The organism is Pseudomonas sp. SWI36 (assembly GCF_002948105.1).
In the GTDB taxonomy this organism is placed as follows: domain Bacteria; phylum Pseudomonadota; class Gammaproteobacteria; order Pseudomonadales; family Pseudomonadaceae; genus Aquipseudomonas; species Aquipseudomonas alloputida.
Genome location: NZ_CP026675.1, coordinates 217,374 through 239,715 on the forward strand (window position 1 = coordinate 217,374; position 22,342 = coordinate 239,715).

At 58.3% G+C, this 22,342-nt stretch carries 19 protein-coding genes and 3 pseudogenes; 13 read left to right on the plus strand and 9 right to left on the minus strand.

Translation table 11 applies throughout. The features are described from left to right. Window position 1: 1 nt before the first annotated feature. Window positions 2-640 (minus strand): TetR family transcriptional regulator, encoded by a 639-nt coding sequence (locus C4Q27_RS01320; RefSeq protein ID WP_064491889.1) that lies wholly within the window; start codon window positions 638-640, stop codon window positions 2-4. Between the two features lie 277 nt (window positions 641-917). Further along, window positions 918-3,104: a methyl-accepting chemotaxis protein gene (locus C4Q27_RS01325; RefSeq protein ID WP_371919363.1), complete on the minus strand. Its 2,187-nt coding sequence runs from the start codon at window positions 3,102-3,104 to the stop codon at window positions 918-920. Window positions 3,105-3,473: 369 nt separating this feature from the next. Between C4Q27_RS01325 and C4Q27_RS01330 the strand changes: the two genes are divergently transcribed. From C4Q27_RS01330 to C4Q27_RS01350, 5 genes are all read left to right on the plus strand, one after another. Further along, entirely contained in the window at window positions 3,474-4,169 is a 696-nt protein-coding gene (locus C4Q27_RS01330; protein ID WP_064491891.1) for a 3-oxoacid CoA-transferase subunit A, read from the plus strand. An 8-nt stretch (window positions 4,170-4,177) separates the two neighbouring features. Next, window positions 4,178-4,819 carry a 3-oxoacid CoA-transferase subunit B gene (locus C4Q27_RS01335; RefSeq protein ID WP_003251131.1) on the plus strand — a complete coding sequence of 214 codons (642 nt, stop codon included), beginning with the start codon at window positions 4,178-4,180 and terminating at the stop codon, window positions 4,817-4,819. Between the two features lie 367 nt (window positions 4,820-5,186). Beyond that, on the plus strand, window positions 5,187-6,641 hold the full coding sequence (locus tag C4Q27_RS01340) for a TrkH family potassium uptake protein (RefSeq protein WP_003251133.1): 1,455 nt from the start codon (window positions 5,187-5,189) through the stop codon (window positions 6,639-6,641). Window positions 6,642-7,183: 542 nt separating this feature from the next. Beyond that, the gene (gene nhaA / locus C4Q27_RS01345; protein WP_104886341.1) at window positions 7,184-8,545 is read left to right on the plus strand and encodes a Na+/H+ antiporter NhaA; all 1,362 of its coding nucleotides are present in this window, start codon (window positions 7,184-7,186) and stop codon (window positions 8,543-8,545) included. A 138-nt stretch (window positions 8,546-8,683) separates the two neighbouring features. After that, window positions 8,684-10,045 (plus strand): chloride channel protein, encoded by a 1,362-nt coding sequence (locus C4Q27_RS01350; RefSeq protein ID WP_232968710.1) that lies wholly within the window; start codon window positions 8,684-8,686, stop codon window positions 10,043-10,045. Between the two features lie 101 nt (window positions 10,046-10,146). Here the strand turns inward: C4Q27_RS01350 and C4Q27_RS01355 are convergent, their stop codons facing one another. Both C4Q27_RS01355 and C4Q27_RS01360 read right to left on the minus strand, forming a co-directional pair. Further along, window positions 10,147-10,752: a TetR/AcrR family transcriptional regulator gene (locus C4Q27_RS01355; protein WP_010954776.1), complete on the minus strand. Its 606-nt coding sequence runs from the start codon at window positions 10,750-10,752 to the stop codon at window positions 10,147-10,149. A 156-nt stretch (window positions 10,753-10,908) separates the two neighbouring features. Next, window positions 10,909-12,117, minus strand: coding sequence for an MFS transporter (locus C4Q27_RS01360; RefSeq protein WP_064491893.1), 1,209 nt, complete (start codon window positions 12,115-12,117; stop codon window positions 10,909-10,911). A 270-nt stretch (window positions 12,118-12,387) separates the two neighbouring features. Between C4Q27_RS01360 and C4Q27_RS01365 the strand changes: the two are divergent. The 3 genes and pseudogenes from C4Q27_RS01365 to C4Q27_RS01380 all read left to right on the plus strand — a co-directional run. After that, window positions 12,388-12,498: pseudogene (locus C4Q27_RS01365) on the plus strand (transposase domain-containing protein); the annotation flags it as partial. A gap of 431 nt (window positions 12,499-12,929) precedes the next feature. After that, the gene (locus C4Q27_RS01370) at window positions 12,930-13,724 is read left to right on the plus strand and encodes an OBAP family protein (RefSeq protein WP_064491894.1); all 795 of its coding nucleotides are present in this window, start codon (window positions 12,930-12,932) and stop codon (window positions 13,722-13,724) included. 730 nt (window positions 13,725-14,454) lie between these two features. Continuing rightward, window positions 14,455-14,781, plus strand: a complete 327-nt coding sequence (locus C4Q27_RS01380) for a general stress protein (RefSeq protein WP_104886343.1) — start codon at window positions 14,455-14,457, stop codon at window positions 14,779-14,781. 170 nt (window positions 14,782-14,951) lie between these two features. On the opposite strand, the gene C4Q27_RS01385 is transcribed toward C4Q27_RS01380, so the two are convergent. Beyond that, window positions 14,952-15,224 carry a PepSY domain-containing protein gene (locus C4Q27_RS01385; protein WP_064491896.1) on the minus strand — a complete coding sequence of 91 codons (273 nt, stop codon included), beginning with the start codon at window positions 15,222-15,224 and terminating at the stop codon, window positions 14,952-14,954. Between the two features lie 290 nt (window positions 15,225-15,514). Here C4Q27_RS01385 and C4Q27_RS01390 point away from each other — a divergent pair, with 290 nt between their 5' ends. Further along, window positions 15,515-16,501 (plus strand): LysR family transcriptional regulator, encoded by a 987-nt coding sequence (locus tag C4Q27_RS01390; protein ID WP_012051848.1) that lies wholly within the window; start codon window positions 15,515-15,517, stop codon window positions 16,499-16,501. 18 nt (window positions 16,502-16,519) lie between these two features. On the opposite strand, the gene C4Q27_RS01395 is transcribed toward C4Q27_RS01390, so the two are convergent. Then, window positions 16,520-16,981 carry a RidA family protein gene (locus C4Q27_RS01395; protein WP_003256717.1) on the minus strand — a complete coding sequence of 154 codons (462 nt, stop codon included), beginning with the start codon at window positions 16,979-16,981 and terminating at the stop codon, window positions 16,520-16,522. A 207-nt stretch (window positions 16,982-17,188) separates the two neighbouring features. On the opposite strand from C4Q27_RS01395, the gene C4Q27_RS01400 reads away from it, so the two are divergent. The 3 genes and pseudogenes from C4Q27_RS01400 to C4Q27_RS01410 all read left to right on the plus strand — a co-directional run. Then, a complete protein-coding gene (locus C4Q27_RS01400; protein ID WP_064491897.1) occupies window positions 17,189-17,875 on the plus strand; it encodes a hydrolase in 687 nt (228 codons plus the stop codon). Between the two features lie 164 nt (window positions 17,876-18,039). Next, complete coding sequence (locus tag C4Q27_RS01405; RefSeq protein ID WP_064491898.1) at window positions 18,040-18,420, plus strand: helix-turn-helix domain-containing protein; 381 nt, start codon at window positions 18,040-18,042, stop codon at window positions 18,418-18,420. Between the two features lie 84 nt (window positions 18,421-18,504). After that, window positions 18,505-18,675, plus strand: a pseudogene (locus C4Q27_RS01410) (IS5/IS1182 family transposase); the annotation flags it as partial. A 220-nt stretch (window positions 18,676-18,895) separates the two neighbouring features. On the opposite strand, the pseudogene C4Q27_RS01415 reads toward C4Q27_RS01410, so the two are convergent. The 3 genes and pseudogenes from C4Q27_RS01415 to C4Q27_RS01425 all read right to left on the minus strand — a co-directional run bounded on the left by C4Q27_RS01415 (window position 18,896) and on the right by C4Q27_RS01425 (window position 21,255). Next, window positions 18,896-19,645, minus strand: a pseudogene (locus C4Q27_RS01415) (YkgJ family cysteine cluster protein). A gap of 76 nt (window positions 19,646-19,721) precedes the next feature. After that, window positions 19,722-20,405, minus strand: coding sequence for a glutathione S-transferase family protein (locus tag C4Q27_RS01420; protein ID WP_012051843.1), 684 nt, complete (start codon window positions 20,403-20,405; stop codon window positions 19,722-19,724). A 103-nt stretch (window positions 20,406-20,508) separates the two neighbouring features. Next, window positions 20,509-21,255 carry an SDR family oxidoreductase gene (locus C4Q27_RS01425; protein WP_064491899.1) on the minus strand — a complete coding sequence of 249 codons (747 nt, stop codon included), beginning with the start codon at window positions 21,253-21,255 and terminating at the stop codon, window positions 20,509-20,511. Window positions 21,256-21,385: 130 nt separating this feature from the next. Between C4Q27_RS01425 and C4Q27_RS01430 the strand changes: the two genes are divergently transcribed. Further along, window positions 21,386-22,288, plus strand: a complete 903-nt coding sequence (locus C4Q27_RS01430; protein WP_081273212.1) for a LysR family transcriptional regulator — start codon at window positions 21,386-21,388, stop codon at window positions 22,286-22,288. The last annotated feature ends 54 nt before the right edge of the window (window positions 22,289-22,342 follow it).

Sequence of the window (22,342 nt, forward strand, 5' to 3'; positions counted from 1 at the left end):
CTCAGCGGCGCAAGCCGCGCAGCGCAAGGTCACTGATGAAGGCCAGCCAATCGGCCTTGGCCTGCTTGTCGGCAAGGTCCACGGCCAGGAACGAGCTGAGCGTATGGCGGTTGGAGTTATAGAAGTAGCAGAGCGAGGCAATCATCAGGTAGGCGTGGGTAATGCAGATATCGTCGCGGAACAGGCCCTTTGCCTGCCCTGCCTCGATGATCGGCCGCAGCACGCCGACCGCTTCGCCGGACAGCGCCCTGAGGTTTTGCGACTTGCGCGCGTGCAAGCCCTGGTGAAGGTTTTCGGTGGCGAGGATGGTGACGAATTCGGGGTGGCGCACATAATAGTCCCAGATAAACGCCACCAGCTCGCGCAGGGCCTGCTCAGGGTCGGCGAGGTCGAGGCGCAGCTTAGCTTCGGCCTGGTTGAAGCTGGCATAGATGTGTTCCAGCACACTGATGAACAGCTTTTCCTTGCTACCGAAGTAGTAATAGATCATCCGGTCGTTGGACTTGGCCAGCGTGGAGATCTGCTCGATGCGCCCGCCAGTGAAGCCTTCCTTGCTGAAAACCTTCACTGCGGCCTTGAGAATATTTTCCCGGGTGCGGTCGGCCTGCTGGGCGCGAACACCGGTTTTGCGAGTTTGCATGTCGGTCCCTGTGGGGCTGGCCAGATACCCAACACTGCCACAGACATTGAGCCATTGCGCGGCTTTTTCGGCTGGGCTGATGGCGGAGATGGCGGACCGGCTAACACCGGCAGAGCCGCTGCCATTGATCGCGTTGCTTTCTTCCCGGGCAAACCCGCTCTCCGTCTGCTACCGGCCTGGAAGTCAGCAGTCATCGGGGCTGGCTTGCACCTGATCATTGGCAGGTACAGCCAGCCGGATCATGACGGGCTCCCGGGTTACCGGACAGGTGCGTAACTCAAGCAGCGACGCCTCGTTCGCCATCATCGCTGACTTCGAACTGCCCCACCAGCTTCTGCAACTTGCCAGCATCCACCTTCACCTTCTGCGCACTGCTTTGCAGCACCAGGGCGGTCTGGCGCATCTCGCTGGAGGACTGGTTGACCTGCTCGATCGTCTTGCCGTATTCCACGCTACGACGGTTGAGCTGCTGGATAATGGCGAACATGCTCTCCACCGCCTGGTGCAGCTGTACATTTTCGGAAGAGGCGTCCTCCGCCAGGCGCAGGCTGTTGTCGACGTCCTGCACGCCCTGCTCCATGAAGCTTACCGCCTGCCGGGTTTCGCCCTGCAGGCTCTCGACCATGTGGCGGATGTCGTCGGCGGCACGCGAGGTGCGTGCGGCCAGGCTGCGCACCTCGTCGGCCACCACCGCGAAGCCACGGCCATGCTCCCCGGCACGCGCCGCCTCGATAGCGGCATTGAGCGCCAGCAGGTTGGTCTGGTTGGTGATTTCGCTGATCAACCCGGTGATGTTGTCGATCTCGACCATGCGGCTGTCGAGCCGCTGCACGCTGGATGATGAGCGCGCCACCACATCGCGGATCGACTGCGTGCCCGCCTGCACCGCCTGGTACTGTGCGCGTGCGCGGCTGACCACTTCGTCCATGGCCTGCTTCATCTGCTCGGCACTGACCGAGGCCTGCTGCAGTTCGCCGAGTTGCTCTTCCATGATGATCATCATCTGGTGCACGGCGTCGGCCACGTCGGCGGAGCTTACGCTGGCCTCCTGGCTGCGCCCGAGCATCATCTGGTTGGTGCTGCCGACCGTGCGACTGGCCTTGACCACCTGCCCAACCACCGCGTCCAGGCGGTCGATGAAGCTGTTGATCCAGCGTGCCATGTCGCCGCTCTCATCATTGGCCAAGGTGCTGGTATCCAGGCGCTGGCGCAGGTTGCCTTCACCCTCGGCGATGGTGCATAGCACACTGCTCATGCCATTCAACCTGGCGGCCAGGCGCTTGGGCCCGAGCACGCCAAACAACAAGGTGGCGCCCAGCATGCTCACGGCCTCGATCACGTCAGTCAGTCCTTGCGGCAGGCCTGCATAGTGCTGTACCAGAAAATTGCAGCCGAACAGCCCCGCCATGATCGCCACATAGGGTTTCATCAACCCGTAGCTCAGCGAACGCCGGCGGTAGACCTCTTCCAGGTCCGCCTCGCACATCATGCCCCAGCGGTCGGGCGAGCCCGGCAACTGGAAGGTCACGCCCTTGCCCACCACTGGCACATGACGGTAGTCGGAATAGCCGGGGTAGGTCACGAACAGGTTGGCACCGCGCCTGATCGTTTCCCTCACGCCAGGGTGCAGTTCCCGCGTGGAAGGGTCGGTGAAACGAAGCTCCAGCTCGGTATGACGCTGGACCTTTACAGTGGCCCAGGGCGTGTGCACACCGTTCTTGAGGTTTTCGCCATGGGTGAAGGTGGCGTCCTCGAAGCGCGAGCGGGACAACGCGGTACCGGGCTGTATGCCAGGGTCGAAGCGCGATTGCGCCATGAACAGGTAGTTGTCGCCCGACTCGGGGTAAATGTGCCCTGCCTCGCGCTGGATCAGATCGCCCAGCACATCGTTGGGCACCCGCCCACACAGACAACCCAGCACTTTGCCCTCGTGCATGAGAGGCTGGTAGAACATCAACGTGACTTCATCGTGGAAGCGCGAGGAAGACGGGCCGATCTGCAAGGTCAGCGGGTCGCTATAGGGACCGTGCAGGAAGGGTGCTTTCAGCCCCTGCGCCAGGGCTGCCAAGTACTCGATACGTGGCGTGCCACGCTGGGGCCAGGTCGAAGCGATGACGCTGCCGTGCACATCGACGACAAACAGTTCGGAAAAGTCCTCCGCCTGGGCCAGCGTGTTGCGCAACATTGCGCTATCGACTTGAGCGAGCCCGGGCGCCACCTGCTCGGCCAGGTCGGCCAGGTGCTCCCACTGCTCGCGCACCCACTCATGCAGCAACTGCACGCGGGTCTGGGCAATGGCTTCGAAGGTTTGCTCGACCTGCGGGTAACTGGCCCGGTTAAGGCGGCACGCCCAGCCCATGCTGAATTTGCCGGTTTTGCCGAACCACGGCAGCCAGCCCTTTTCACTCGACGATAACTGCATCGAACCACTGGAAAGCGACATTATCTTCACCATACGCGACATCGAATGGCAATCTGATAGCAAGTCGCACGCCAACGGCGGGAGGCGTGATTAATCGGCGATGCCGCGGAGTGAATGCACTTCATCAGTGCAAGATGCCGGCAGGCAACCCCGGAACGCACCAGCCACGGGCAAAAATGAGCGATTTAAGCATTCAACTGAAATGAGGCAAATAGCCTCCAGAACTGCTCGCAGATCGCACAACAGTTCGATAATCGCACAAATTCAGCCAAACCCTCTCTACTGTTTCCCTATCTTGCGGCACGCTATAGCGAAAGTCAGCAAGCCATTTCAAGTGCTGACAGGCCCCATCGCTTCACGCGCTCCGGCCAGCCCGACAACCACAACTCCAGGAACAACCAGGAGCTCGCCTTGATCAATAAAACGTACGAGTCCATCGCCAGCGCGGTGGAAGGGATTACCGACGGTTCGACCATCATGGTCGGTGGCTTCGGCACGGCTGGCATGCCGTCCGAGCTGATCGATGGCCTCATTGCCACCGGTGCCCGCGACCTGACCATCATCAGCAACAACGCCGGCAACGGCGAGATCGGCCTGGCCGCCCTGCTCATGGCAGGCAGCGTGCGCAAGGTGGTCTGCTCGTTCCCGCGCCAGTCCGACTCCTACGTGTTCGACGAACTGTACCGCGCCGGCAAGATAGAGCTGGAAGTGGTCCCGCAGGGCAACCTGGCCGAGCGTATCCGCGCCGCAGGCTCCGGCATTGGTGCGTTCTTCTCGCCAACCGGCTACGGCACCCTGCTGGCCGAGGGCAAGGAAACCCGTGAGATCGACGGCCGCATGTACGTGCTGGAAATGCCGCTGCACGCCGACTTCGCACTGATCAAGGCGCACAAGGGTGACCGTTGGGGCAACCTGACCTACCGCAAGGCCGCCCGCAACTTCGGCCCGATCATGGCCATGGCTGCCAAGACCGCCATCGCCCAGGTCGACCAGGTCGTCGAACTTGGTGAACTGGACCCGGAACACATCATCACCCCGGGTATCTTCGTCCAGCGCGTGGTCGCCGTCACCGGTGCTACCGCTTCTTCGATCGCCAAAGCTGTCTGAGGCCTGCCATGACCATCACCAAAAAGCTCTCCCGCACCGAGATGGCCCAACGCGTGGCCGCAGACATCCAGGAAGGCGCGTATGTAAACCTGGGTATCGGCGCACCAACCCTGGTGGCCAACTACCTGGGCGACAAGGAAGTGTTCCTGCACAGCGAGAACGGCCTGCTGGGCATGGGCCCAAGCCCTGCGCCGGGCGAGGAAGACGATGACCTGATCAACGCCGGCAAGCAGCACGTCACCCTGCTGACCGGTGGTGCCTTCTTCCACCATGCCGATTCGTTCTCGATGATGCGTGGTGGCCACCTGGACATCGCTGTACTGGGCGCCTTCCAGGTATCGGTCAAGGGCGACCTGGCCAACTGGCACACGGGCGCCGAAGGTTCGATCCCGGCCGTAGGCGGTGCAATGGACCTGGCCACCGGCGCCCGCCAGGTGTTCGTGATGATGGACCACCTGACCAAGACCGGCGAAAGCAAGCTGGTGCCCGAGTGCACCTACCCGCTGACCGGTATCGCTTGCGTCAGCCGCATCTACACCGACCTGGCCGTACTGGAAGTGACACCTGAAGGGCTGAAAGTGGTCGAAATCTGCGCGGACATCGACTTTGACGAACTGCAGAAACTCAGTGGCGTGCCGCTGATCAAGTAATCCAGAAAGCCCGCGGGCTTTCCATGCCCGCTGCGGCACTCTCAACAGTGCCGCACAAGCGCTGCACGGCAGCCCCGGCAATTCGTGTATCCACGCTGAAATCCGGGGGCTGCTCCGCAGCCCTTTCGCGACACAAGGCTTGCGCTGTTTTCGCCAACCCGCGAAGGGGGTGCGCGGCGTTGAGGCCTCTCTTCCAACCGTTTGGGAGCTGACAGACGGGAACACGCGTAGAGATCAGCCCAATGAGCCATCGAGCGAGAGCCAGACAGCGGCGTGCAAAATCCCCGGCCGCGACTTTACGCCTTTTTTACTCGACATTACCGTAAAGCAAGCAATACTGCCGGCACTGTCCCAACGAGCTCCCTCAATGCCGCTGCCTGCATTGCGTTTCATTGCCTTCATTATTGGCGTATTCCTGATCACATTGGCCGTCAGCATGGTGATTCCGATGCTGACGTTGCTGTGGTACGACCGCAGCGACGACCTCGGCGCATTCGTCTGGTCGAGCCTGATCGTTCTGTGCGTCGGCCTGCTTCCGGTAGCCCGGGGCGTCCCCGACATACCGCAACTGCGGACCAGGGACATGTATTTCCTCACGACGGCAAGCTGGGTCATCGTGTGTGCATTTGCGGCGCTGCCGATGGTGTTAATTCGCGACATCAGTTACACGGACGCGTTCTTCGAAACCATGTCGGGAATTACCACCACCGGCTCGACCGTGCTGACAGGCCTGGACAGTGCATCACCGGGGCTACTGATATGGCGTTCCCTGCTGCACTGGCTGGGAGGCATTGGATTTATCGGCATGGCCGTGGCGATCCTGCCACTGCTGCGCGTGGGCGGCATGCGCCTGTTCCAGACCGAGTCTTCGGATTGGTCTGACAAAGTGACGCCACGTTCGCATGTGGCTGCCAAGATGATACTGCTGGTCTACCTGGCCCTGACAGCATTGGGAACAGGGGCGTTGTGGGCTGCCGGCATGACCCCGTTCGAAGCCATCAATCATTCGATGTCGCTGATTTCAACCGGTGGTTACTCGACCTCGGATGCCTCGCTGGCTCATTGGCCACAGCCTGCGGTGCATTGGGTAGCTGTGGTCATCATGATACTCGGCAGCCTGCCCTTCACACTCTATGTCGCCACGCTGCGTGGCCATCGACGCATCCTGCTCACGGACCATCAAGTTCGCGGTTTCATTGGTTTTCTCGTCTTCGTCTGGCTCACCGTCGGAACCTGGCTCTGCCTGCACAGCGACCTGGCTTGGTGGGATGCGTTTCGTATCGTTGCGGTCAATGTGACCTCGGTGGTGACCACCACAGGCGTTGCCTTGGGTGATTACACGCTCTGGGGCAGCTTCGCCATCATGCTGTTCTTTTACCTGACGTTCGTCGGCGGGTGCTCGGGCTCCACCGCCGGCGGTTTGAAAATATTCCGTTTCCAGGTGGCCGCTGCCTTGCTTGTCAGCAGCCTGAAGCAGTTGATCCATCCACGGGCAACGATCTCGAAGAAATACAATGGGCACCCCATCGATGAAGAGATCGTACGGTCACTGCTGACGTTCTCCTTCTTCTTCTCCGTCACCATCGCAGTCATCGCCCTTGGCCTCTCTCTGATAGGGCTCGACTGGATGACGGCATTGAGCGGGGCGGCCACCGCGGTGTGCAACGTCGGCCCAGGCCTGGGGACGATTATCGGGCCTGTAGGTAATTTCGCCTCGTTGCCGGACGCAGCGAAATGGTTGCTGACGGTTGGCATGCTGCTTGGACGGCTCGAGATCCTCACCGTACTGGTACTTGTCTCGCCGGCCTTCTGGCGATTCTAGGCCTGAGGTCATACAACCAATCAGCCAGAAGACCTCTGGACTCCCCGCATGCCCCGCCTTTGCGGTGGGCTAGGCGGTGTAGCCTGGGCCAGCCTGCCACTGCCACTGCTCGATTTTACCCTCGCGTGGCAGCACGGTGTCGAACGCTGGGCGAAGGCATTACCGAACCCCAATGTCGCAGCGTGCACAGCACCTTGAGACAGAACACGACCACCCTAAGTACCGCGCCCAACGACAATGATGCTGAAGCTCCAGGAAAGCAAACAAGGCGAGCGCACTGTCTTCACAATGTGCAGGTGGCGGTGATCAGTTGGATAAATTGCCGTTCGCCAAGCCCCGCGTGCTCGGAAATCACCATAAACCGTAACGTCCGCAGGGAAAAATCCCAGACCGACGCCCCATGGGAGTGAATGGTTTGGCGCTTTTTGTTCATCTGCGAGTGGTTATTCGGTAGACTACCGCACGGGTGCCAGCTGCACGGTGCAGTGAGGCAGGTTAAAGAACAGCGCAGGTCGGGCCGCCATGCGGGAGCACCTGTGCCTATGCATAAACAAGAATTACCTCGCGCCCAGAAACTGGCCGAGCGCGCCTTCGCCAACCTTGAACGCTTTTTGCACATTGAAGCGGTCAGCGGCATCGTTCTCTTGATTGCCGCAGTCGCTGCCCTGATCTGGGCGAATTCCCCGGCTGCCGACAGTTATGAAGCCCTTTGGCATACCCCGTTGACGTTCGGCGTGGGCTCGCATGTCTATTCGCAGTCCCTGCATTTCTGGATCAATGATGGCCTGATGACCATCTTTTTCCTGGTCGTGGGCATGGAGATCCGCCGCGAGATCCACGAAGGTGCACTGTCCAGCCTGCGTCAAGCCACGCTTCCCATGGCAGCCGCTGTCGGCGGCGTAGCGGTACCCGCACTCCTCTACCTGAGTTTTGGTCACGCGCCAGCAGACCAACAAGGTTGGGCCGTGCCAACGGCGACGGATATCGCCTTTGCGGTGGGCGTATTGGCCCTGCTCGGCAAGTCGATCCCGTCCAACGTACGTGTATTCCTCCTCGCCCTGGCAATCATCGATGACATCATCGCAGTCCTGATCATCGCGTTCTTCTACTCAGGCGGCCTTGATTACACCGGCTTCGGCGTTGCAGTGATCGGCCTGCTAATGGTGATCGGGCTTCAGAAGATTGGAGTGGGTTCAGCCTACGCCTATGTCATTCCCGGTGCGATCGTCTGGCTGGGCATCTTGTTGACCGGCGCCCACCCGACCCTCGCAGGTGTCGTGCTGGGCCTGATGACACCTGTCACCGCAATGCCGATGCGTGAGCGCCCACTGGACGCCATTACCCGCTTCACCGGCGAATTGCTGGGGCGCGCCAAGGCGCCTGAGCAAGATGCCAGCGACCTCATGGACCCGTTGAAACGACTGCGCCTGGCCCAGCGCGAACTGCTGCCGCCGGTAGTGCGCATGCAAGGCACCCTGCACCCCTGGGTAGCCTTCGGCATCATGCCGGTGTTTGCCTTGGCCAACGCCGGGGTCAGCCTTTCGGGTGTCGACCTGTCCGCAGAAGGCCCCCAGTGGGTCATGATCGCCGTCGCTGTCGCCCTGGTAGCAGGAAAGCCCTTGGGCATCGTCAGCGTCAGTTGGCTGATGGTCCGCCTGGGCTGGTGCGTGCTTCCCGCCGAGGTCAACTGGCGTAGCATTGTCCTGGTCGGGCTGCTGGCCGGCATCGGTTTCACCATGTCGATCTTCATCGCCAACCTCGCGTTCGTCGACCCTGGCTCACTTGGGGCAGCGAAACTCGGCGTGCTATCCGCATCGTTGATCGCGGCCGTGCTGGGGTTGACCTGGGGGGTGTGGAGCCTGCGTAGCGCAGCGTCTGCTACCAAAGCAGGTTCGCCCACCTAGCCACGTTCCGAGACTGGCGATCCCTTGCAGTCGGGCAAGCGGATCGCCACTCCCGGCGCGGCTACAACCTGTGTCGGGTAGGCCTGTGCGGGAAAACACGCCATACTCTCGGTTTTCCAAGTCAGCCATGTGTGGACAATGTCCGACCCTACCCGACCTGCTCCTTCACTCCCCCGCCGTTCACGCTGGCGAGAATGGCGTCAGCGACTGGCGTTCTGGATCGGGGCATTGCTGGTGGGGCTCGTTGCGCTGGCATTCGCCTGGCTAGCCGACGCGGCGTTCGCTTCGTTCAAGCGCTTGCTGGAATGGGCACCCTGGTCACCTCTTCTCATCACTCCGCTGGGTTTCGCGGCCCTGGCTTATCTGACGCAACGATGGTTTGAAAATGCCAAGGGTAGCGGCATTCCCCAAGTCATCGCCGCCCTGGAAATGCCCTCTCGCCGGCTGCGCGCTCGATTACTCTCGCTCCCCGTGGCGGCAGCACGCATGAGTCTGACGTTGGGCGCCCTGCTGGTCGGCGGTTCGGTTGGCCGGGAAGGCCCGACCGTCCATATCGGCGCCGCAGTGCTCTATTCCTTTGGCCGACGCTTAGGCCTGCACGGCCGGCGCACCATCGCTGGCCTGGTGCTCGCCGGAGGCGCCGCGGGTATTGCCGCAGCCTTCAATACACCGTTAGCGGGGGTAGTCTTTGCCATTGAGGAGTTGAGCCGCACGTTCGAGCAACGTTTCAGTGGCTTGGTGCTCACTGCGGTGCTGATCGGCGGGGTCGTGACGCTGGGGCTGATGGGGCATTACGCCTACTTTGGCGAGATCAGCGGTCGGATGCCGGTGGGCTGGGGCTGGAGCGTCGTTCCTGCCTGTGCAGTGCTGGGCGGGCTGCTGGGTGGTTTTTACGCCAAGCTTGTGCTGCCCACCGACAAGGGCATACTCGGCCAGGTCTGTACGTTACGCGGACGCTATCCAGTGCGCTTTGCTGCCACCTGTGGGTTGCTGCTGGCCACCTTGGGGCTCGTCTCTGGCAATCATGTATTCGGCACCGGGTATGAAGAAACGCGTGCGTTGCTGGAGGGGCAGCCGATCACGGACACAAGCTTTCTCCTGTGGAAGTTTCTGGCCAACGTCGCGTCCTATCTTTCCGGGATTCCAGGCGGGCTCTTTTCGCCTTCGCTGAGCATCGGCGCCGCCTTTGCGCCGCTGTTGAGCTTGCTGCCCGATGTTGACCCTCAGGCAGGCGCACTACTCGGCATGGGCGCATACCTGGCCGGTGTGACACGCTCGCCACTGACCGCCTCGGTCATCGTGCTTGAACTGACACATAGCCCGGACCTGGCCATTCCCATGTTGGCCGCGACACTGATGGCGGCGGCCATCTCTGGATGGGTGTCTCCGGTCTCGCTTTACCATGCCTTGGCCAAGCAGATTACTGACAAGCTTCATGCTGCCGCGTCTTCCTCCACAGAACCCGCCGCTCGCCAAACGAGCGCTACCGAAAAACCTTGAGCAGCACCAAGCCTGCCCTGCCAGACGTTAACGGGTAGTCAGGTAGCGGAACTGCCCTGAGGGGGACGGGGCTCCCAACAGGGTGGAACTGTCGCGCGCATTCACGCGTCCGTAGAGTCTGTTGGCCGCTTTAGCACCCCGAGCAACAGCAGGTCGAACGCCTTGCCAGCCTGCGCCAAGCGTGCATTGCCGTCTTCGGCCTCCGCGATCCACACAGCCGCTTCAGCCAAGCTGCCGTAGATCAAAGCAGCCAGCGCTTGAGCGTGCGCGTTGACGAAAACGCCCTCTAGTACCAGGTTGTCGATCAACTGGCGCAGCGACTCTATGCAATACCGCTGGGCCTCAGGCGAGCCGCCCCCCAACACCGCTCTGGCGTCGCGCAGCACGATGCGCTGGATCTCGGGCTCCAGCGCCATCTCCAGGTAGGCGTGGCAGCGTTGGCGGAAGCCGTCCAAAGCGTTATCGGCGGTCTCGGTAATAGCACGCAGGCGCTCGTCCATTTCAGCGTCGAGCTGCTCAACGACGGCTGCCAGCAACCCCTTCTTGTCGCCAAAGTGGTGGTACAACGCCCCCCGTGTCAATCCCGCCCGAGCGGTCAGATCATCCATCGAGGCGTGCGCAAACCCCTGCTCGCTGAACATCTGGCGGGCGGTGGCCAGTAACAGGGCTCGGGTTTCTTGCATTGCAGCGCGGGTGCGGCGAACCATCCAGCTATTCCTTGTGTTCTGGCGGCATGGGGTAGGCGTATACGAGTATTCATACCGCTTGCACGCATTGTCTTGGGCGCGAGGCGCACTGACAAGCCTGTCGTATCGTCGCGCGGTGACCGAGCCACCAAGCCTGCCGGCCAGCCCTGAAGCCGATCAAAGCGAATACGACGCCTGTCGGGCTCCGGCGCGCATGCGCTGGTAGCCCCAAAGCGCGACCAACAACACTGCGGCCCCACCGGCCAAGGCAACGTTGAATCCGGCCTGGGCACCCCACATATCGACCACCTGCCCAGACGCTGCGGCACCGCCGGCAACTCCAACGTTGAGACCGGCGAGCAACCAGGTCATCCCTTCAGTCAGCTTGCTTTCGGGAACGATGCGCTCTACCAGCGACATCGCCACGATCATGGTCGGGGCGAAGAACAGGCCCGCAACCAGCACGGCAATGGTCAGCCCGATGATGTTTCCCACCACCAGCAGCGGCAAGGTTGTCGCCGCCGTCGCCAACCCACCCAGCAGTAGCAGCTTGTGTAGCGGGGTATCGAGTTTCAGGACACCGAACACCAGCCCCGCGACACAGGAGCCGATGGCATAACAAGACAGCACCACGCTGGCCGCAGCCGGCATGTCCATCTGCTCGGCGAATGCCACGCTGACGATGTCGACCGTACCGACGATCAAGCCCATAGCGACCATCAGCAAGGTCAGCAGGCGTACGTCGGCCAGCCTGAACGCCGACATGCTGTCTTGCCCGGCGGCGGCATCGGCCTCTACTGGCGGCTCGGTGCCGACCTGCACCGCCAAGGCGAACACGCCGACGGCCAGGAACACGGCAGCAGCCAATGTACCGGCCTGCGGAAGTACCGCCACGCTCAGCCCCACCGAAATCGGCGGGCCAGCAATGAAGGTGACTTCGTCAAGAACGGTTTCCAGCGAGTAGGCTGTCTTCAGTTGCGCCTTGCCGCGGTAAATCGCGGTCCAGCGCGCGCGCACCATCGCCGACATGCTGGGCATGAAGCCGGCGAGCGCGGCCCCGACGAATAGGGTCCAGTCCGCCAGCCGCCAATAGCTGCAAGCCAACAGCAGAAGGATGCCCAGCACACTGAGCCCGGCGGCGGCCGGCAATAAGCGGCCCTGGCCATGGCGGTCGACCAGGCGCGAGATCTGCGGCGACATCAGTGCATAAGTCAGCACGAAGGTGGCCGCCACCGCACCGGCCAGGCCGTAACTGCCGGTGATTTGAGACAACATGGTGATGATCCCGATACCGGTCATCGGCAACGGCAGCCGGGCCAGCAGGCCGGCCAAGGCGAAGCCCTTGGCGCCTCTGGCCTGGAACAACTCGCGGTAGGTACTGAACACGCTCGACTCTCCTTATCGAAAGGCCCTTGGGCAGTCACGCTCAAGGTAAAATACATACAGCTCGTATGATTAAAACCTTATTATCATACGAATTGAATGTAAATACTCGACGGGGAACGTCCTTATTCAGCCGCCCTGCCCCGTGACGCCTTGCGTGTGGCGAACACTCGTTCGCCGTTGAGCGAGAGTTGAAGGTGTGAGCGATGAGGCCCGCAGGCTAGTCGCCACGAACGTCGCTGCAGTCAGCGCACAATTGTAGAGCTTGCTTGAACCACCAAAGCCAACGGCCAAGAACCCTATGCATGGCTTCGCCACGTACTGGAGGACTTGCCGCATGCCGCGAAGATTGAGGATTACGAATCGCTATTGCCGTGGAAGTGAAAGTCGGGGAAGCCACGGTAAACCAAGCCCTGACCTTGCGGCAGGAGGGGAACGTGCATCGGTTAAGAATCGCAAAAAGCCCTGAATAATCAGGGCTTTCCTCACGCCTTTGTCCCATTGGGCCGGCGCGCTCCGCTTGCCATTTGACCACAAGATTCAATGACGTGAACCGTCGCATATCTCCGTCGCAGATCACGCGCATAGGCTGGCCCAGCGTTGGAGAACCCTGCATGACATTGGAGGGACTTTTCTTTCACCCCATTTTCACGACACCTAGGCAACACTCGTCCTATCCCCCCGTGTGATAGAAGCTCCCATTAGCCCGCCTAGCAGCGGGCTTTCTTTTGCCTAGAATTCGGCCGTTTGTCTTCTGAGTTGTCCGTTCAACAGGCCCAGGCTGTCCCTTGAGGACACTAGCTAGAGCCACTCTCATGCCACAACTCATCAAATTCGTAGCCCTTCCCCTGGCCTGTAGTCTTCTTTGGGCTTGCTCTGCTCCTGAGACGAAGTCGCCTGTGGAGACGCCTGGCAGGCCCGAATCCGCAAAGACTCAGTTGCTGGAAGCCGGCGCCGCGACCTTGCAGGCGAAGCCGCCCATTGAGGCCATCAACGCCTATCTGGATGGCTTCCACTTTTACAACGGACATCCTGATGTGCAGATGGAAGCGCATCACTACTGCTCCATCCTGAATGAGGATGTCATCCAGTGCGTCATCTTCGACGGTAATACCAGGGAAGCGAAGATCATGGGTGTCGAGTACATCATCGACGAAAAGCTGTTTGCTGGTCTGCCGGCCAACGAGAAGGCGATGTGGCACAGCCACGGCTATGAAGTCTCGTCCGGTCAGTTGGTTGCACCAGGCATCCCCGCGACTGCTGAACATGCGCTGATGGAGCGGCTTGCCCATACCTACGGGAAGACATGGCACACGTGGCACACCGACCAGGATAAAGCTCTTCCTGTGGGCGTTCCGCAGTTGATGATGGGGTTCACAATGGATGGCCAGGCTGACCCGGCGATGGTCGAGCAGCGCAATCGCCGTCTGAGGGTAGATGCGGCAAAAATCAAAGCTCAGCGGGCTGACATTCAAATCCCTGCGGCTGATCCCAAGGCGGATGCTTGGCAACACGGCAACGTTATTCAGATCACCGATCCAACAGGTGCTCATCTGCATCGGCCCGCCACGTCGACATCTGAGAAAGCGAACAGCCGTTCCAGCCAATAGCACGTGGGACAGTTGCATGTAGTTATGCCCCTGACGTACCCCTCTTGGGACGGCTATCGTAAACCGCACCCTGGCAAAGCCAGGCTACAGTCCTTTCGGGCTTACATCCTCACGCGCTGGCCCATCCTTGGGCCGGCGCGCTCCGCTTGCCTTATCCAAATTATCCCGGCGCATCCCACAACTTGGATTCCCGACTGCCCTTGTCAGTAGTTGCCATCATCCAGCAGCGGGCTGGGCAAGCTAGCCTCATGTCAAAGTGAACGCTCAGCACACCGCGCCACTCCATTTACCGCACCGTGTTTCACGAACAGCACGGCAACGGAAGGGTACTCATCAACATCCATGGAGAGGAAAGCTGTGAGCGGCACGCTGAGATGTCTCAAATGCGGTGGGCAAGACCTTGTGACACCAATAAAGTTGAACAAAAAGGCCATCCTCACGTGCCGAAGGTGTGGCGCAATTGCCAATTATGGCGATCTGATGCAGGCAGAAGGCAGACGGCTCATCGCCGACATCCGGCAGCGTCTGCCCCTGTTGGAAGTAAATTAGCCGCGCTCAGATCGCCACACCTACCTATACCATCGCAACGATCTTTATCACACGATACGTTGCGTTTTACGATCTTTCGCGCCCCCGGTCAGCTAGCACGAAAGTAAGGGGAGCATCCCACACTCTCCCGGCATCCGAAGAAAACACAGGCTCTCTGTGTGAACACACGAGGTGCGAGATCATGGCTAACGATCAAGACAAGGCTGGTCAGCAAGGCGGCACCGCTCAAAACAACCCTGGCAGTTTTGCCAATGATGCACAACGGGCGTCTGAAGCCGGCCAGAAAGGTGATCAAATGTCCGGAGGGAGACCTGAGAATCAGCAAACTGGGCATGGCAGCGGCAGTAACCTTCAGGAAGATGATCCTCAGCGTGCCGGTGGTGCAACCCAACGGGGTGGCCCAGGAGGCCATTCCACCGGCATTAAATCTGACCGGGAGGAAAGTATGGAAGATGAGTCGCAAGCGATTCAGGACGAAGACAGCGGAATGACGGAAGACAACCGCTGAGCAAATGGCCAGGGAGAGGGATAACCCTGGCTTCCCCAATATCTTCGAAGCCACCATTCAAGGAATGACGGAATGACCGGCTAAGGGAACAGTACAGTTTTCCCAATTGATAGGCGAAAAAAAGCCCGCGCACAAAGCGCGGGCCGATCAGAGAGCAACACCCGCCCTGATTAGTTATCCAGCTCGTCCTTGGTGATCTTGCCGTCGTGCGGATCGACCTGGAACTCGTACTGCTTGCCGTCAGCTTTCATACCTTCGCCCTCCCAATGACCATCATCGGCCTCGATCTTGGTAATCTGCGTGTAGCCGGCGCCCTTTAAGGTAGCTTCGGCCTGATCCTTGGTTACTTTCCAATCTGCTCCAGGCTGATCCGCCCATGCTGCAGTGCTTGCCATTGCGGCGACCATGGCGAAGCCTGTGAACAGTCGAGTCATCGCTTTCATCGTTAACATCCTTTTTCGTGACAGTTATCGTTCCGACCCTTACGCTGATCTCGCCGTTCAGTTTGAGTGCAGGTCGACACCGAAACTGAGGTCTCTTCATGGAGCTCCGGCAGACAAGCAGTCGGGTGAGGCTTCATAAATCGTTGGATCGAGTGACTCGAGCTATCCCCGCGTGAAAGTGCTTGCCCGCCTAGCAGCCGGCATTCTTCTGCCCATTAACCAGGCACGCCTTCTAACCCCACCTTGGTTGGCCAAGCTCCTTCTCGTATCATCAGCCCTCCCCACCTGGAATGATTGTCGTGAAGCCGTCACCTGGAAGTGCCCAGTCCATCCCTGCGAATGCCAACGGCCCGAAGTGGGATGTCGGCGAAGCTGTCAGCCAACTTTCCTGGGACGACTTGCGGATCATTAAAACGCTAAGTGACTGTAGCAACCGCTCCGCCACAGCCAAGAAGCTCGGCATCAATGTGTCCACCGTCTCGCGCCGGGTCGCGCAAGTTGAGAAGACGCTTGGGGTCGCGCTTTTCGATCATCGCAAGGCGGGGTATCTGCTGACCGCCGAAGGCGTCGAGCTGCGTGCACTGGCCGAGCGCGTTGAGCTGGACATCGTCAGTGTCACCCGCAGGGTGTCCCGCGCCGGCCAAGGCCCCCTGGGAAAGCTGCGAATCACTACCAGCGACTCGCTGCTGCTGTACTTTCTCACGCCGATCATCGCGGACTTCAAAGCCCTCAATGAGGGGATTTCCATCGAGGTGTTGGTCGGCAACCAGACGTTGAGTTTGGCAAGGGACGAGTCGGATATTGCGGTACGCGCGACCAAAAAACCAACGGACACCCTCGTGGGCCGCAAGCTCGCCAACATCGCGTGGGCGGCATATGGCAGCGTCAAGCAGGCGGCGATTACCGATCCCTTCGCTGAGGGTCAGGCATGGGTATCCTACTCGGGAGGCCTGTGCGGTTTGAAGGCAACGAGCTACGTCGAATGTCGAGTGCCCTCGGAGCATATTGCTTACCGCACTGATTCCGTGGCGGCAGCAAGTGCCGCTATTGCGGCGGGCCTCGGTTTTGGTTTCCTCCCCTGCATGCTGGGCGACATCACCCCAGGTTTGGTTCGAGCAGGCCCAGTGGTGCAGGAGCTTCAGGATGAGTTATGGCTGCTCACCCACCAGGACATAAGAAAGTCCTGGCGGGTAAAAGCATTCATGACGTTCTGCGCGGCTGCCGTGGCCGACCTCAAACCTCTGGTCGAAGGTCAGCAGGCCATCCCTGCTTCCTAGTTGAAATCGGAGGCCCGTTCATTTGGCTTGGGCGCCGATCACAGCACGACACACGATCTCGATCAGCTGGGGGCGCTGTGCAAGCCGCGATACACCGATGATATTACTGGCCGCCTGCGGTCGCTCGGTGCCATAGGCCGCCTTGCGCACCTTGCCGACTACGGCAAAGGCTGCGTCCATGTCCAACACATACAGCGTCTCCTCAACGACATCCTGCATCGTAGCGCCATACAAGGCCAACAGCTTGGCAATGTTGTCGTAAGAAACCCGCATCTGTTCGCCCATTGACGAGAAATCGCTCGGACGACCGTCAGCATCCAGTGGCGCCGGCGCTACCAGGTTGCCCTCTTCGTCATGGTTGAACTGCCCCGAGATGAAGATCTCGTTCCCAACTCGCCGCGCTTGCGGATAGCCGTAGCCCTCTTCCCATGAAACGCCCCAGTAGGCGGTGTCGTCGTTAAAAGGTCGTGAAGCAGCCATTGGATTCTCCTTGGCGAAAAATGGATCGACGTGATCCGACTGGCCGAGATCCTAGCACCGGATTGGACGTCATCCATGGTGCATTAATGCGCCTGCAAGAGCGCAAATGTGCGTCACCATTTCGCTGTGTGTTTCGCTATCTTGTGCTGGCACTCGGCGACAACCCGCCGAAAAACTCTCGCCACCGTTCAGCAAAAGGGAAGAACAATGAGCAAGCCATACACTGAAGTACTGACCCCGCTCAACAGCCAACTGATCTTCATCGATCAGCAACCGCAAATGGCTTTTGGCGTGCAGAGCATTGACCGGCAGACGCTGAAGAACAACACCGTGGGCCTGGCCAAAGCAGCCAGGATCTTTAATGTTCCCACCATCTTCACCACAGTCGAAACCGAGAGCTTCTCCGGGCATACCTACCCCGAGCTGCTCGCGGTCTTCCCTGACGCTCCGCTGCTCGAGCGCACGTCCATGAACTCCTGGGACGACCAGAAGGTACGTGACGCGCTGAAGAAGAATGGTCGAAACAAGATCATCGTTTCGGGCCTGTGGACTGAGGTCTGCAACACCACCTTCGCGCTGTCCGCCATGCACGATGCAGGCTATGAGATCTATATGGTTGCCGACGCTTCCGGGGGCACGACCAAGGAGGCTCACGACTACGCCATGCAGCGCATGATCCAGGCGGGCGTGGTACCAGTTACCTGGCAGCAGGTGCTACTGGAGTGGCAGCGCGACTGGAAAAACCGCGACACCTACGATGCGGTCATGGAACTGGTCAAAGAGCATTCGGGTGCCTACGGCATGGGCGTCGACTACGCCTACACCATGGTGCACAAAGCGCCAGAGCGCGTTCAGCACGGCCCAACCCTGGCCCCCGTGCCCGCATCGGTCTGATGCCTGATCAGCCCCAAAGTTGGTTCCTGATCAACAAGCGGGGCTGGATGAGCTGATCCGGGCTACCAATCGTTACGGAGTGTTCTGAAGCGCCAGACGAGGCTTCAGCGAATCGTGCTGCCCGGATCAAGCCATCTACAGATTTTTCAGGATGAATTGATCCCATGCACAGTACTAAAGGCATCGTTATAGCCACCGTCGGGATTCAGTCGACTGGGCGGCTCAAACCCTGGCAGGTCACAACGGCCAAGCAGATGATGTTGGATCATCTGGATACCGGCATATCGGTCACCGCGCTTGCTGCAGCATGCGGGCAGTCGCGCAGCCATTTTTCGCGAATGTTCAAGGAATCCACACAGATCTCTGCGCAGCAGTGGTTGCGGGAGCAGCGGCTCAGGAAGAGTAAGGACTTGCTGCAGGCGTCGACGATGATGCTCGCCGAGATCGCTCTGGAATGCGGCTTCTACGACCAGCCGCACTTCTGTCGGACGTTTATGAGATCCGTTGGGATGACGCCGCAGGCTTGGCAGCAACAGCCCATTTAGCAGAGTCAGGTGTGCTATCCCAGAAGCACCCGTTGGCGGCGGGTATTCTGGAAACCATCAACGCGTACCTGCGAGACAAAGGGTGCGAAAGTGGAGCACCCGTCCCGGGTGATCAAACGCCAGCTCGGTTATGTGAAGACTCGCTTTCGTGGCTTGGCCAAGAACATGGCGCAACTGACCACGCTATTTGCGCTGTCTAATCTGTGGATGGTGCGCCGGCAATTATTGCCTGCTGCGGGAGAGGTGCGTCCGTGAGGGCAAAAAATTAAGTTTGCGCCTTGGTTTTCCAATAATCAGCGGCTGAAAATCGGGCTTCTCGGCATCCCCAAGCCGTCCATTTCCGGCTGATGGGCAACTTGTTCTGAGTTCCCTCAAATTAGCATTCGAATGGCCAACGAATCCAAAATCATTAGCCCCTAGTTCTAGAACATGGAAATCATTCTGATATTACAATGACGTTGACGCCCCCAAAGCACTAAAGCGGATGAAATATATAGTCACCTCCCTCTTGGCCATCCAATGCCACACCAGCCTGTTTAAGTCTCTGCCGCAGAACTGGAATGTCGACCCGGACTTTCCAATCCGTTCGAATTTGGCTAGCTCTCATGAGTGCGTCGTAAAAAACAAAAGCATCGAGTAGCTGTTCTCGATCAAGCAGGTACACAGTAAATGCATTGCCTTTCCACGCAGCAACATTTAGCCCTAAGATTTCACAGACAGCGATTTTAGCCCGAGCATCGTCTCTATCTGCTTTTCGAGATCACTCAATCTGTTTCGCCAGAACGGGGTCAATGATACGGTCAGTAAATAATACTTCACCTTCATCCCATACCTCAGGCGGACAGATTTTGCTCGCAGGATTCAGTGGGATGAACGGATTTATTTCCGCAGGATAGATTCGACATACCAACGGACGCTCGTCATAGATGCCGCAAAGGTTGTTATCACCCAGGTTCTGACAGCCATTTAGGGCATTGCCCGCGAATACTGCAATGACATAGATTGAGGCATGACCACTGGTGACCTCCACGGCTCGGCCTTTGGCATGAGCAAACTCCTCCGGACTTGAACTCCAATGAAGCTCGTCAAATGCCTCAAGCAGAATTGCTACCTCATGCCCTCTGTTTAGCCACTGCCTCGTTTCATACAGCGTAAGTGGAATCAGCCGTCCTTTACAGCAGACCCCACATCCGTTGCAGGCAAATCGGAAAGAGTTGTTTTCCATAGAAGAACTCGAAAATGCTCTCGGCGCACCATTTGCAAAATTGACCTGACAAGGCAACGCCTTTCAAGAAAATGACCTAAACGGGGCAATCACTGACCACGTAAGTACTTTTATCAATCAAGAATTTTCTTAAATTTTCGGAATAGTCCGCTGATACAGCCTGACGCACGCTTGGTCGAGTCATTAGCGATTGCTTCCAGGCTTCAACTCGAGGGAGCCCATCCAGCACGACATTCTGGGCTGGGGAGTTAAGCACTTCAAAAAACCTGAAAATCGGTGCCATAACAACATCGACCATACTGAATTCAGCCCCTTCAAAGTACGGCCCAGCGACCAAGGCAGAATCAAGCTTCATTAGTTTTCCACGAAGTTCGAATGCCTTATGAACGAAACCCTCTTTATCGGGAGAGTTGATCATTCCCCAAGCATCCCCCATTGCGGCTGTGGAAAACTCCATCCATGCTCGATGTTTAGCTCGCTTCAAAGGCACAGTCGGGTGTAATGGTACCTGGCGATACTCGTCTTCAATAAATTCACATATCGGAAAGCTTTCAAATAAAACAGTTTGACTTTCCTCCTCCTCACCTACGATCAATAGCGGTACCTTGCCGGACGGCGAGATTGCGAGGAACCATTCTGGCTTGTTAGCCAAATCGATGGTTTCACGCTCGAAGGCAATATTTTTCTCGAGCAACGCAATGGCGACACGCTGGACAAACGGACACAATCCATGGCTCACGAGCTTGAGGTTATTGGGCATTTCTTAGGCCTATATTGAAAGGAGGGCGAGACAGCGAGTACATCTAGGCCTACTAAGCCCTACACCGCCCCGCCCACGCGCTGAAGTGATAAGTAAGGGACTTTTACAGTCGACGTCCGCCGTCCACGATGATTTCAGACCCAATCGTCCATTTGGACTCATCAGATGCTAGGTACACTACCGCTTTGGCGATCTCTTCTGGTGTGCCGAAACGACCTGCGGGAATGGAAGAAACGATTTCAGCGTTTACCTGCTCCCTGTACTCAACTGGAATACCGAGCTTGTCATAAAGTGGTGTATCCACAGGGCCAGGACTCACAGCATTCAGACGAACACCGCGATCAAGCAGCTCTGTTGAAAGTGTTTTCGACATATTCAGCAGCGCTGCTTTGGTCGCCGCGTAAACCGAAGAGTTGGCATCACCCACATGAACACTCACAGAAGTATTCAATACTACGGAAGCCGGATTTGCGAACACCGGCAGGAGTGCCTGGATCAGGAAGTAAGGCCCTTTGACATTGATGTCAAAAGACCGATCAAACATCTCTTCAGTCCACGCTTCCATAGGCATCCATACAGAAACACCAGCATTGAGGAAAGCGATATCAAGCTGTCCAAAATGATCACGGATGTCGAGAGCGAGTATTTTCTGGGCTTCCACGTCAGCGGAGTCCGCCTGGAGCACAAGTACCTCGCTCCCTAGCTGATTCTTAGCTTTAGCGATTGAATCTGGGTTCACGCCTGTAACGACAACTCTGGCCCCCTCATTCAGAAAATGTTTAGCGGCTTCGAGACCAATTCCGCTGGTGCCACCGGTGATCAGTGCGCGTTTGCCTTGCAATCTTGCCATTGGAAATTCTCCTGGTGTGCGGGGCCTTCATGCCCCGGTTAGGTGTACTATGTACCTATGCCGAATAATTGATAAGATGGCGAAATTGAATAGCATTCATGCCCTCCAGGCATAAATCGGAGAATGGAACGTGGATCGTCTGCTACTGATGACATGCTTTGTACGCACTGTGGAAACGGGTAGCTTCTCGTCGGCAGGTCGAGATTTAGGCCTTGGCCAACCGAACGTAAGCCGCTATGTAGCCGCCTTGGAAGATCATCTGAAAACTCGATTGCTTCACAGGTCTACCAGGAAGCTGTCACTCACGTCTGAAGGAGAGCGGTACTACGCGGATGCACGCCGAATTCTCGATGCAGTAGCTGAATCGGAATCAGCACTGAAGAACGACGTTACGCCTTCTGGGTTGCTGAGGGTGGCCTGCCCTACTGCTCTGGCACATACCTTTATCGTTCCTGAAATACCCAGATTTCTAAGCCTTTATCCGGAAATGACCCTAGACCTGCAGATTAATGATCGCTTCGTAAACCTTGTAGATGAGGGTGCTGACCTAGCACTGCGGATCGGTCACTTCGATGACAAGACACTTAGAACTAAACAATTAGGTTCATTCAAGCGCGTATGCGTCGCTAGTTCAGATTATTTAGCCAAGCGTGGCACCCCTTCGACGCCAGAAGATCTCGAAAATCATGACTGTATAATTTATACATTGTTAAGCACCGGGGCCACATGGCGTTTTCGTAATGTGGACATACCTGTCACCGGAAAGCTCAGAGTAAACTCTCCAGAAGCTACCCGAGAGTTGGTCAATGCGGGTGTGGGGATAGCACAAGGGCCCGAATGGCTATACGAGGCGGGCTTGAGCAATGGAAATCTTAAACTGATACTTCAGGAGTTTTATCCGCCTCCCGTACCTATCCAGTTTGTTTACATTGCGGATCGGCTAATGCCTAAAAGAGCGCTGGTATTCATGGAGTTTATAGCGGAAGCATTCGCCAACAGCTCCGTGATTGACGAACGCCATGCCTCACCCTAGCTAATGTGTCTCCGAGCCTGCTACCTCTGACCGAACTCGCTACCGGCTGTTAGT

Coding starts and splice junctions, on each gene's coding strand:
- C4Q27_RS01320 (WP_064491889.1), bottom strand. CDS start 640: ATGCAAACTCGCAAAACCGGTGTTCGCGCCCAGCAGGCCGACCGCACC.
- C4Q27_RS01325 (WP_371919363.1), bottom strand. CDS start 3,104: ATGTCGCGTATGGTGAAGATAATGTCGCTTTCCAGTGGTTCGATGCAG.
- C4Q27_RS01335 (WP_003251131.1), top strand. CDS start 4,178: ATGACCATCACCAAAAAGCTCTCCCGCACCGAGATGGCCCAACGCGTG.
- C4Q27_RS01340 (WP_003251133.1), top strand. CDS start 5,187: ATGCCGCTGCCTGCATTGCGTTTCATTGCCTTCATTATTGGCGTATTC.
- nhaA (WP_104886341.1), top strand. CDS start 7,184: ATGCATAAACAAGAATTACCTCGCGCCCAGAAACTGGCCGAGCGCGCC.
- C4Q27_RS01350 (WP_232968710.1), top strand. CDS start 8,684: ATGTCCGACCCTACCCGACCTGCTCCTTCACTCCCCCGCCGTTCACGC.
- C4Q27_RS01355 (WP_010954776.1), bottom strand. CDS start 10,752: ATGGTTCGCCGCACCCGCGCTGCAATGCAAGAAACCCGAGCCCTGTTA.
- C4Q27_RS01370 (WP_064491894.1), top strand. CDS start 12,930: ATGCCACAACTCATCAAATTCGTAGCCCTTCCCCTGGCCTGTAGTCTT.
- C4Q27_RS01380 (WP_104886343.1), top strand. CDS start 14,455: ATGGCTAACGATCAAGACAAGGCTGGTCAGCAAGGCGGCACCGCTCAA.
- C4Q27_RS01385 (WP_064491896.1), bottom strand. CDS start 15,224: ATGAAAGCGATGACTCGACTGTTCACAGGCTTCGCCATGGTCGCCGCA.
- C4Q27_RS01390 (WP_012051848.1), top strand. CDS start 15,515: ATGATTGTCGTGAAGCCGTCACCTGGAAGTGCCCAGTCCATCCCTGCG.
- C4Q27_RS01395 (WP_003256717.1), bottom strand. CDS start 16,981: ATGGCTGCTTCACGACCTTTTAACGACGACACCGCCTACTGGGGCGTT.
- C4Q27_RS01400 (WP_064491897.1), top strand. CDS start 17,189: ATGAGCAAGCCATACACTGAAGTACTGACCCCGCTCAACAGCCAACTG.
- C4Q27_RS01405 (WP_064491898.1), top strand. CDS start 18,040: ATGCACAGTACTAAAGGCATCGTTATAGCCACCGTCGGGATTCAGTCG.
- C4Q27_RS01420 (WP_012051843.1), bottom strand. CDS start 20,405: ATGCCCAATAACCTCAAGCTCGTGAGCCATGGATTGTGTCCGTTTGTC.
- C4Q27_RS01425 (WP_064491899.1), bottom strand. CDS start 21,255: ATGGCAAGATTGCAAGGCAAACGCGCACTGATCACCGGTGGCACCAGC.